At 62.7% G+C, this 9,644-nt stretch carries 12 protein-coding genes; 11 read left to right on the top strand and 1 reads right to left on the bottom strand.

Annotation, left to right across the window (positions count from 1 at the left end):
- From ACFU6I_RS22660 to ACFU6I_RS22645, 4 genes are all read left to right on the top strand, one after another.
- A partial coding sequence (locus ACFU6I_RS22660; protein ID WP_384369605.1) for a hypothetical protein occupies positions 1-771 on the top strand: 771 nt, incomplete at its 5' end.
- A 2-nt stretch (positions 772-773) separates the two neighbouring features.
- Positions 774-1,262, top strand: coding sequence for a hypothetical protein (locus tag ACFU6I_RS22655; protein ID WP_384369602.1), 489 nt, complete (start codon positions 774-776; stop codon positions 1,260-1,262).
- A 319-nt stretch (positions 1,263-1,581) separates the two neighbouring features.
- Positions 1,582-1,746 carry a hypothetical protein gene (locus ACFU6I_RS22650; RefSeq protein ID WP_384369599.1) on the top strand — a complete coding sequence of 55 codons (165 nt, stop codon included), beginning with the start codon at positions 1,582-1,584 and terminating at the stop codon, positions 1,744-1,746.
- 1 nt (position 1,747) lies between these two features.
- Positions 1,748-2,428, top strand: a complete 681-nt coding sequence (locus tag ACFU6I_RS22645) for a hypothetical protein (protein ID WP_384369596.1) — start codon at positions 1,748-1,750, stop codon at positions 2,426-2,428.
- Between the two features lie 235 nt (positions 2,429-2,663).
- On the opposite strand, the gene ACFU6I_RS22640 is transcribed toward ACFU6I_RS22645, so the two are convergent.
- Entirely contained in the window at positions 2,664-3,767 is a 1,104-nt protein-coding gene (locus ACFU6I_RS22640) for an MFS transporter (protein ID WP_384369727.1), read from the bottom strand.
- Between ACFU6I_RS22640 and ACFU6I_RS22635 the strand changes: the two genes are divergently transcribed.
- The 7 genes from ACFU6I_RS22635 (at position 3,667) to ACFU6I_RS22605 (ending at position 9,618) form a co-directional block, all read left to right on the top strand.
- Positions 3,667-3,960, top strand: a complete 294-nt coding sequence (locus ACFU6I_RS22635) for a hypothetical protein (protein ID WP_384369733.1) — start codon at positions 3,667-3,669, stop codon at positions 3,958-3,960. The genes ACFU6I_RS22640 and ACFU6I_RS22635 overlap by 101 nt on opposite strands.
- A 215-nt stretch (positions 3,961-4,175) precedes the next feature.
- Positions 4,176-5,612, top strand: a complete 1,437-nt coding sequence (locus ACFU6I_RS22630; protein WP_384369593.1) for an RHS repeat-associated core domain-containing protein — start codon at positions 4,176-4,178, stop codon at positions 5,610-5,612.
- 550 nt (positions 5,613-6,162) lie between these two features.
- The gene (locus ACFU6I_RS22625) at positions 6,163-6,513 is read left to right on the top strand and encodes a hypothetical protein (RefSeq protein ID WP_384369590.1); all 351 of its coding nucleotides are present in this window, start codon (positions 6,163-6,165) and stop codon (positions 6,511-6,513) included.
- Positions 6,514-6,920: 407 nt separating this feature from the next.
- Positions 6,921-7,355, top strand: coding sequence for a hypothetical protein (locus ACFU6I_RS22620; protein WP_384369587.1), 435 nt, complete (start codon positions 6,921-6,923; stop codon positions 7,353-7,355).
- A gap of 516 nt (positions 7,356-7,871) precedes the next feature.
- Positions 7,872-8,414, top strand: coding sequence for an SMI1/KNR4 family protein (locus ACFU6I_RS22615; protein ID WP_384369584.1), 543 nt, complete (start codon positions 7,872-7,874; stop codon positions 8,412-8,414).
- A gap of 174 nt (positions 8,415-8,588) precedes the next feature.
- Entirely contained in the window at positions 8,589-8,723 is a 135-nt protein-coding gene (locus ACFU6I_RS22610) for a hypothetical protein (RefSeq protein WP_384369581.1), read from the top strand.
- 151 nt (positions 8,724-8,874) lie between these two features.
- On the top strand, positions 8,875-9,618 hold the full coding sequence (locus ACFU6I_RS22605; protein WP_384369578.1) for a TetR/AcrR family transcriptional regulator: 744 nt from the start codon (positions 8,875-8,877) through the stop codon (positions 9,616-9,618).
- Positions 9,619-9,644: the final 26 nt, after the last annotated feature.

Genomic DNA, 9,644 nt, shown 5'->3' with positions numbered 1-9,644 from the left:
CCGGTCAACAACATCGAGCGGGACGGCCACGAAGCCTGCGACGTCGGCTGCCAGGCACGCAACCAGTACCAGATGGGCGGGGACCCGATCATCCCTGACCCGGAGCGCCTCGAGTTCAACGTCCAGTACCACGACGGCTCCATGGGCCTCGAGAACTGGGTGGACCCGTGGGACTTCGTCAAGGAACTGTCCGGTGTCGCCGATGTCGAGGGTTGCTCGAACGACCCGTCGGCAATGCCGTGCGCGATGGCTGCCGCAGCGGTATTCCCTGGTGCAGGAAAGCTGCTGAAGGGTGCCAAGTGGGCCGACGAAGCCGTTGAAGCGGCTTCTGACGCTCCGAAGTTCCTGAAGAACAAGCCCATCGCTGAAACGAACAAATCGCGTGTGAGCTATCGATATCAGAAGCATGTGACAGGCCAGGACGATGAACAGGTCTGGCGACTGAACAGCGGTATTGACAGTGGTCGCCGAGTCGAAGTCGATGGTGGGCCCACGGATGGATGGACCGTGGAGCCAAAGTGGATACAGAATGAGTATCAAAGGGAGGGAAGTCCACTTCACCCCAAAAACTACTTCAACGAGTCGACCACGGTCGACCAGACCGGAAGGTTGCTTGCCCTGAATTCAGGCCTAGGCAGAAAGGGCGTGAGGTGCGCAGTGTCCGGCCCGCAGGGAGCAGCCTTCTATCGAGGGGTTCTACGGGAGTGGTTCCCTGAAGAGATAGCCAACGGTACACTCGCCGTATGGCACGTCAGTGCAAAGAGCATTTAGCAATGGACATAGTGGCGGAAAGCATCATCGTCAATGTCGCTGAAGGCCATCTCAAGAGGAATCTTGCGGAGATGAATTCGGTGGTGCAGGAGCTCGGCTGGACACCTTCCGGTTCGATCGCTCCTCCCGGATGCATACGCTGGGAGGGAGGTTGGGTGTTCCTCCACCTCGCGTCCTGGGGCGGTGGATGGGCTATCGACTTCATCTTCGCCGAGGTATGGCCGGAAGATGTCGATGAGTTGGGATCCGAGGCAATTGGCTCGGCTATCGATGAGCAACTGCCATTCTGCCACGAGGTCCAGGAGTCGCTGCTGCAGGCGTTGCGGAGTAGAACCTCGGTTTCGGTCGGTGATGGGGGCGAGTTCGCGGACAGCGATTTCGTTGAAAGCTCCGTTTGGAACATTGCGGGTTCTCCGCTCGCTGTGGGAATTTCCAGCAACGACGTCGACACACCGGTCCTGGTGATGGCGAGGTTGTTGCTGGGTTCCTAGAAGAGATGCCTGTGAGGGGCCGCCAGTCTGCTGGTGCCCCCTCACCTGTTCGCCGTCGATCTCACTTTGCGGGCGAAGGTGATGCCGGGGCGATGTGCGAGGTTGACAATGAAGCGGTAAGCGGTTCGGGTTCCGACTGAATGTACGAACTGTCATCACCCTTGCAAGGGGTGGGGGGGAGATCGCCGATCGAGGCAGGCTGCGCTGGGAGTTCAATTGGTCCTGCAGTAACTGTGGGATTGAGCCGGATGACGGCGATTGGGGGCAGGCCCCTAGTTTCATTTACGACCTCCTTCTGGCCGAGCGTGGAAGCAGTTGTATGAAGGCTGTCGACCCAGATGTATCCGGCGGCAGGATCATGAAAGCCTTCCGCGATACCTTCGGGGAATCGATGCAGGAAGCAAGGAATCCAACTGGAGACCTGAAGACCACTGGCCGCCGTGGGACTCATGTTGAGGTTCGTCTGCTTGCAGAGGGTGACTGACATGGTGAATCAGCCAGACTGGCGGGATGACGAAACGCTGTCAGCCCAGATCCGCGCCATGACTCGGCAGCAGCGTCACCAGGCCGCGTACCTCGCCCTGCGCAGACTGCAAGCACCGTTGCTCGACATCGCGATGCCTCTGGAGTGGGGAGTAGATCCTGCAGCTCTCACTTCCGTGCTCCGCAAGGGAGCCACGCGACTGGATGGCGAGGTCAATGAGGACCTTGGACATGCAATCGCAGGGCTCTGTTCCGCACCCTTGTTCGAGTCCGAAATCGAGCCTGAATTCGCTGAGAGCTTCCAGTTGGAGGCCATCAACGGCTGGCTCATGCTTGGGGAAGCCTTGGGGGAGATGCGCGAGGTTCAAACCGATAGGGTCATCAGCCTTGCGCGAGAGATGGCCGTATACCTCGACTCATACATGGATGGCTCACTCACCGTATTCGAGGGGGATGAGCTTCGTGAGCGCTACCTGGCTCGCGTCGCGGACAACCTTCGCGTCTACGGAATGGGCTATTTCGGCACGAGGAACCTTGAGATCGAGGGTGCCTGCCATGCGGCCATCGTTGCTGTTTCAGCAAACGAGGATCTGCTTGGTTCTGCGGTTGGTCGCCAGCTGGAGGCTACCTGCGACGAATACAGCAGCGAGCTCTCGTCAGCCCTGAGGGCGTTCACTCGTTGATATCCCGCGAATAAATTCAACTGAGGTCCCATCGATCAGATCGATGGGACCTCAGTGCGTTGGCCTCGATTGTTGACTCTGCTGCTCAACTCCGTGCACGGATTGCCGTGTTGACGGGATGATCGCTTGTGTGGTCGTTGTCCTGTCGTGCGGCCGCGGGAGTGGTGTGGATGTCGATGCACCTTCGACGGGCCCGCCACCAGCAACCGTTACGGCTTCGCCGGCGGCAACCCGGTCAACAAGATCGAGCGGGACGGGAAGTCTGCGACGTCGGCTGCATGGGCCAGGGGAACCTCCCCGCCCAGTGGGTCCAGGCCACCAGCACCATCAGGACAGCTGCCAATCCGCCCAGCACCATGACCGTCGAGGGCGAGGAGTGGTCGAGGACGGCCCCTCCGACCAGGGCTCCGATGGAGATGGTGGCCTGGAAGGAGGCGGTGAAGAGGACAGAGGACGCCTCGGGGGAGTCGGGCGAAGCCATGGCGAACCAGATCTGCGAGCAGACCGGCACGGCTCCGTACGCGACGCCCCAGACGATCAGCAGTGCTACCGCTCCCACGTCCGACCGGCCGAGGACCGGGAGGAGCAGGGTCGCACCGGCGATCAACGCTGCGGCCGCGGCGAAAGTCGCCCGCGGATAGCGCCCCACAGTTGATCCGCCGAGGAAGTTGCCGGCGATTCCGGCTGCTCCGTAGACGAGCAGATAGACCGTGATGAGAGCCGAACTCACATGGGTCACCTGCTCCAGGAAGGGGGTGACGTACGTGTACGTGCCGAAGTGAGCGAGCACGACGAGGAAGGTCAGCACCAGGGCGAAGCGGGTGTTGACGCTCCGGAGCATGCCGCCGAGGACGTCGAGGCGCGTCGCCTGGTCGGAGGGGAGCGGCGGGACGACCAGGAACAGCAGGGCGAGGACGGCCAGCGTGAAGCCGCCCATGACCAGGAACACCGTCCGCCAGCCCGCGATGTCACCGATGAACGTGCCCAGCGGTACCCCGAGTACGGAGCCGAGCGGTACCGCAGAGAAGATCACCGAGGTCGCGCGGCCCACGGATTTAACAGGCACCAACTGGCCGGCGAGCCCGGCTCCGATGGACCAGAAGCCGCCGATGGTGACCCCCACCATGACGCGGGAGACCAGGACCAGCCAATAGTTCGGCGCGATGGCGGCCAGGAAATTGGCCAGCGCCAGCAAGAGGATGAACACACCCAGCATGACCCGCCGGTCGATACGCCCCGTGGCCACCGTGACCAAGGGGGCTGAAACTGCGGCCAGGAATCCTGGCATGGTCATCATGAGACCAGCCATTCCGTCCGAGATGGTGAAACTCGATCCGATCGAGGTCAGCAGGCCGATCGGCAGAATTTCAGTGGTGACGATCGAAAAGATCCCCAGCATCACCGAAATCACAGCCAGCCAGGAAACCAAAGCCGAGCGATCCGTCGGTGCAGGAGCTCGGACAGAAGCGGTGGTTGCTGTGGACATGAATACCGTCCTGAGTTGGACATCACATTCAGAGTGTGACCACTAGTCCAGCAGGAACGGGCGCCATCCTCTGGCAGATTCCCGACACCAACAATCAGCTCCCAACCAGTGAGGGGTGGCCGCAATCCGCTCATGGAGTCGCACCGTCCCGTGTTGCGGCATCTCAGAGAACTGCTGCAGAGCCTGGAGTGGGGTGCCCCAAGGGCAACAGCGGTTCATCCGGGTGCCCTTCCGGGGCCGTCGTCTCAAGCGGTGGCAGCGGTGGAGTCGGAGACCTACGACATGGGCTTCCGGGACTACAGCCCGGAGCACAACCGGTTCATCAGCCGGGACTCGTACACCGGCGCGGCAGCCGACATGAGCCTGGGTGCCGGGGCCGCCACCAGCAACCGTTATGGCTTCGCCGGCGGCAACCCGGTCAACAACATCGAGCGGGACGGCCACGAAGCCTGCGACGTCGGCTGCCAGGCACGCAACCAGTACCAGATGGGCGGGGACCCGATCATCCCCGACCCGGAGCGCCTCGAGTTCAACGTCCAGTACCACGACGGTTCCATGGGCCTCGAGAACTGGGTGGACCCGTGGGACTTCGTCAAGGAACTGTTCGGTGTCGCCGATGTCGAGGGTTGCTCGAACGACCCGTCGGCAATGCAGTGCGCGATGGCTGCCGCAGCGGTATTCCCTGGTGCAGGAAAGCTGCTGAAGGGTGCCAAGTACCTTGACGAGTTAGCCGAAGCGCGCCCGGTTTTCAAGGACTTGTATCCGATTTCTGCAAAGCAGAAGAAGGCCAACGTCGGATTCCGGTACCAGGAGTATGTCACCGGTACGGACGTGGAGCAGTGGTGGGAGCACAACGGAAGGCTGGTCAAGGTAGACGGTGGGCCGGACAAGTACGGGTTCATCACCGAGGCGAAGTGGGCCGGGCCCGCGACTCCTGGAGGATACAACCGCAGCCGCTACAATCCACCGCATGCGGACACGGTCTTCAATGAAAGCACCACGATTGATCAGGCGCAGCGCCTCTTGGGGTTGAATAACGCCCTGGGTGGCAGGAGTGTCCGGTATGCAGTTTCGAGCCCAGGTGGTGCCACGTTCTATCGGGCGCTCTCCCGGGAGTGGTTCCCAACGGAGTTGGAAAGCGGTGCACTTGCGGTCTATACATGTTCCTTTCGGAGGGAGAAGTTGATGCCTGATGTCGATTTGGATCACGCTCTCCAGCTCGTTGAGCTGGCTGCGCGGTTCGAATCTCCGTGGGATGCGGAGCGGGTTTCCTCTGAACTCGTCCTGTCTGGCTGGGATCCTGCTGGCTCGGTATCTCTGCCGTACCCGAAGCGTTTGACGCGGAATGGCCTCCGTCTGGGAATCGAAGATTATGAGGGCCTGGTGGTGCTCAGCGTCACACTGCAGGAGTGGCAGGTCGATTGCGACTCCCCCGATTACGTCAGCGACGTAACTGGGGAGTACCAGGGAAAGATTCGTGATTGTCGCGAGCTGGCAGGTCGGCTTACTTCTCTGATGGGCGAGAAGTTCTCAGTGGAGCCAGAAGGCCTGGTGCTCGACAGCGATTACTTCGCATTCGTGTGGGTTGACTGCTGGAGGGTCTCCAATGTGCACGTGATCCTAGGTCTCGAGCATCTCGATCCCGATGACACCCCCATCAGGGTTTCTCTGTACCTTTGTCGTGAATCCCGTGCATGAGTTCTCAAGCAAGCACTCGATTCCGGTGTGGTCAGGGGCAGCTGACAACCCTGCAGTAGCTGTGGGATCTTGCAGCGAATAGGACTCTGTTCGCAGCGAAATGGATCAAGACTGTGCTGCCGGGCGTTGGTCCGGCAGCACCGCCTGTTACATTCCGTTCCCGCGGTGGCACTTGTGATCTCTGGAGCAGCCAACACCGCTGGCGACGCCGAGTTGGCGCTCGATGAGCTTGTGGCGCGCTGGACGAGATGGCCTGGCCGCGGTCCCGTACATGGGCAACCGATTGGCGCTCGCCAGCAGGCGATATGGCTGCTGAGCGCAGCGGACGGGCCGTCAACCGCGTTGCTGCGCAACGCGGTATCCCCTAATGGGGAGAATGTGAGATGACTCGTACGACGCCTGCCCGGCCGGTGGACGTGGAGGCTGTTTTCCGGAGTTGAGTGGGCACGCCTTGACGACCACTCGTCTTCACCCGAGGCGGGGGAACCCTTCCATCCATGACAGCTCGGTCGGCGGGCCGTTGCTGTGGCCGGAGGATGAGCCTTGGCCCGTGTGTGCTGAGGTGCATCGCAAGGATCGCGGTGAGCTGCTGTCCCATGTACGCGAAGCGCGGCGCATGCGCGATGACTTCTGTCGACGTGGAACGGATCCCAATGACGAAGAACGCGAACGCTGGGAGGCGTTGGAGAAGCGGGGGCGGTACGCGCCTGACGTCCGGCCTGAGGATCCGATTCCGCTGCTCGCGGTGGGGCAGTTCTACGCTCGTGGCATTCCAGGTCTGGAAGCGCCCTCCGGGTGTGATCTGCTGCAGGTGCTGTGGTGTCCCTTCGAGCGGCACGACGGTCATCAGGTCTATCGTCCGACGTCACGAAGTGTGGTCTCGCCTGCGGGCACACTCTGACCTGGCCGGACTTCTGCCCTTCATTGGCCACGAAGGTTCATGACGGGTCGTCGGATTCTCCGGCGGCCCGTTTCGGTTGTCGGGCCGGTGATGGGAAGGGCGGCTGCCCGGTTCTCGCGTCAGGTGGGCGCCGGGTTCCCCGGCTGCGGTCACCGGCAGTGGTAGCCACCGTCCGCGCGGTTCTCGGGGACGTCCCCGCCGGGGAGTTGGGTCTGTCCCAGCGTCGGACAGGTCGCCGCCCTGCGCATACCTCACGCCCCAGAGCTACTGGACCGGCTCAGCTCCGCGCAGGCAAACGACCCGACATCACCCAGTATCCAACGAAGCCACACTCGGAGTCCATTTCCCGGGCAGCGGAACCACGTCGACCTGGGAATTCACCGGAGGGTAAGAGGATAGAAGGTGCTGTGACTGCGGAGCACTATCTCAGGTTCTGGCATCCGACCACAAGCCGAGAGATCGGGCTGGAAGTATCTCAGGTCGGGCAGGTGGTAACGGCCGCAAAGAAGGCTCTCGGACTCTTTCGGGAAGCGGGAGTGGAAGACTTTCCAGGGCTCTCCCTCTGGAGAGGAAAGAACATTCCCGAGGACTCGCTGAACATCGGTGTGTCGCAGGATGGTTGGGTCCTCATCCACACCAACGAGGACTTCTGGCAGACCGTTACCAGGTCGACCGGTCACCCCGGTGGTCCGTTGCGTCGAGTGATCTTCGACGACTCGCTGGAGGTCTCGGCTAGGTGCTTCATCGATCGGGTTCTCGCCATCGAGGCGATCGCTCACTGGCTCAAGGGGGATGGGCTCCTCGAGGCGGCCAACTTCTCGGAGGACCTGGACAGCGAGTAGGAAGTCCGGCGTTTCTGAACTCGGCGCCAGGCGGGATCTTTTGAATCGCTTCGACGCAACTGTAGATTACGTTCTCAGTGGCTCCTGCTGATGCAGCCGGGTTAACTCGCCGGAATCCCCGCGGACTGTCCCGGCTGACGATTTCGCGCATCGAGGATCAGCAAAGCGCCTATGCCTGGAAGGCGAACACCCCTACCACTGTTTCTGTTTCGTGTTGGGAAAGATATACCTGTTCGTCTGCGCCGACGACGTGACTCATCCTCAGTGGATCACGGTGCAACGGTAGTTTGCCATGAGGAAGCGGTCCGATTCCGACTGAATGCGTGAACTGCCATCAGCCTTGCGTGGGGTGGGGAATGCAGATACGTTCATGGGCAAGGTAGAGGATAGGAACGTGACGTACACATGGAAGTGGAACGGAGAAGGTCACGCGGCAGTGACCGAGGCCATCAATAAATTCATCAGCGAATGGTTCCACAACGGAGTGGTCCAGAACAGCCCGGATTGGCAGACGACATGCTGAGAATCGAAGAGCTGGAGGCCGCGCTTCCGGCGATGACGCCGTGGCGCGTCCCCGGGGGGCGCAGCGTGGACTGGGCTGCCCTTGAGGCGGTCCTCGGGACGGCGCTGCCCTCGGACTTCCGCGCTCTGGCGGAGGCGTACCCGGTGCTGGTCATCGACGACTTCCTGAGCGTGTCCGTTCCCCGGCCCGGCAGGGAGGCGTCATGGGCGTCGGGGGCCAGGGAGGACGAGATCCTTCAGGATCTGTACGAGATGGGCGACACCGAGGACTACGTGCCCTACCCGCACCCGGGAGGGCTGATTTCCTGGGGGGAATCCAATTCGGGGGACGTCTTCTACTGGAAGACGAGCCCCACGGACCCGGACGCGTGGCTGGTGGTCGTCCGCACGGCCAACGCCGACTGGATCGAGTTCCCGGTCTGCGCCGTCGAGTTCCTGGCCGGCGTGTACGGGCGCGCGATCGATGTGCCGGGCATGCCCAGGGACTTCCCGAGTGACGACCCAAAGGTGCTGGGCCTGAGCGACCACGTCGACTGATCGGCAACCGATCCGCAGGCACATGTGAACAGCGGTCGCCCCCAGGGTTCCTGGGGGCGACCGTCATTCAGCGGAGTTGGGGTTTGCCCCCGGTCGCGCCATCTCTGCCCATCGTCTACGAGCAGCCGACCATGGGCTGTGCCCATCCCGAAATGCCTGCCTTTTCGATGGTTTATGGTTCTGCTCGAGGAGGGCCGGTTCTCGCTCGAAGTCCCGCTGGAGTCGGTCGGGTACGCGTACTGGGCAGCGGAGGAGTTGGAGCCCGTCGTCATCGGCGGAACGCAGTTCATCTGCCCTCGGACATCATGACGGGCGACTACGGGACAGCCCTTAGCGCACAAAGCCGTCATCGGAGCCCGCTCCGGGCGGCTCGAGGGGGGCGCGCGGACGGTGACGATGCCGTTGTCGGCGGCAGGCTCGGGATGTAATCGAGGACGCTGTACGCGATTACCATCGGCACATGAGCGATCCGAATCCGATCATCTGGTTGCGGCGGGAAAGAGGGGCGCGCGGACCGGCTCCGACGTACAGCCGTGAGCGCATCGCCGAGGTGGCGATCGCGTTGGCGGACGGCGAGGGCATCGAGGCGGTGACGATGCGGCGCATCGCCAAGGAACTGGGCACCGGCGCGATGACGCTCTACCGGTATCTGCCGAACAAGGAAGACCTGTACGCCGTGGTGATCGACCAGGCCCTCGGCTTTGAAGCGCAGGAGCCGACCGGGGACGCCCGTGCGGATCTGGCCACGTTCGCCCGCCGGTACCGGGAGACGTTGCGCCGGCACCCCTGGCTTGCGCACGCCATGGCCGGCAGGCCGATCATGGGCCCCAACATGCTCCGTGCCAACGAGCGCGACCTCGCCCTCGTCGACGGGCGCGGACTGAGCATCGACGACATGGTCCACGTCGTGAACCTGATCCGACACTGGGTCACGGGTGCCGGCCAGGCCGAGACGGCGGAGCGGGAAGCGGCCTTGCGCTCCGGGGAGGATCGCAAAGCCTGGCAGGAGCGGATGGGGCCGTACATGACCGAACTGCTGGCCACCGGCCGCTTTCCGTACCTGGAGCGGTTGGTCCACGAGGCGCGGCACGGTGGCCACGACGAGCAGTTCGAGGCCGGCCTCGCCATCTTGCTGGACGGCGTCGAGGCCCGTTTCCCGGCCCTGTCCGGCCCCCCGGGGAACGAGCAGCCGGAGCGCTCCTGAGAACGGACGCTCCCGTCGCCCGCGCT

The organism is Streptomyces sp. NPDC057486, from assembly GCF_042802415.1.
In the GTDB taxonomy this organism is placed as follows: Bacteria; Actinomycetota; Actinomycetes; order Streptomycetales; family Streptomycetaceae; genus Streptomyces; species Streptomyces yanii.
This window is presented reverse-complemented; position numbering and strand designations above follow the sequence as displayed.

Coding starts and splice junctions, on each gene's coding strand:
- ACFU6I_RS22650 (WP_384369599.1), top strand. CDS start 1,582: ATGAAGGCTGTCGACCCAGATGTATCCGGCGGCAGGATCATGAAAGCC.
- ACFU6I_RS22615 (WP_384369584.1), top strand. CDS start 7,872: ATGCTGAGAATCGAAGAGCTGGAGGCCGCGCTTCCGGCGATGACGCCG.
- ACFU6I_RS22655 (WP_384369602.1), top strand. CDS start 774: ATGGACATAGTGGCGGAAAGCATCATCGTCAATGTCGCTGAAGGCCAT.
- ACFU6I_RS22645 (WP_384369596.1), top strand. CDS start 1,748: ATGGTGAATCAGCCAGACTGGCGGGATGACGAAACGCTGTCAGCCCAG.
- ACFU6I_RS22610 (WP_384369581.1), top strand. CDS start 8,589: ATGGTTCTGCTCGAGGAGGGCCGGTTCTCGCTCGAAGTCCCGCTGGAG.
- ACFU6I_RS22605 (WP_384369578.1), top strand. CDS start 8,875: ATGAGCGATCCGAATCCGATCATCTGGTTGCGGCGGGAAAGAGGGGCG.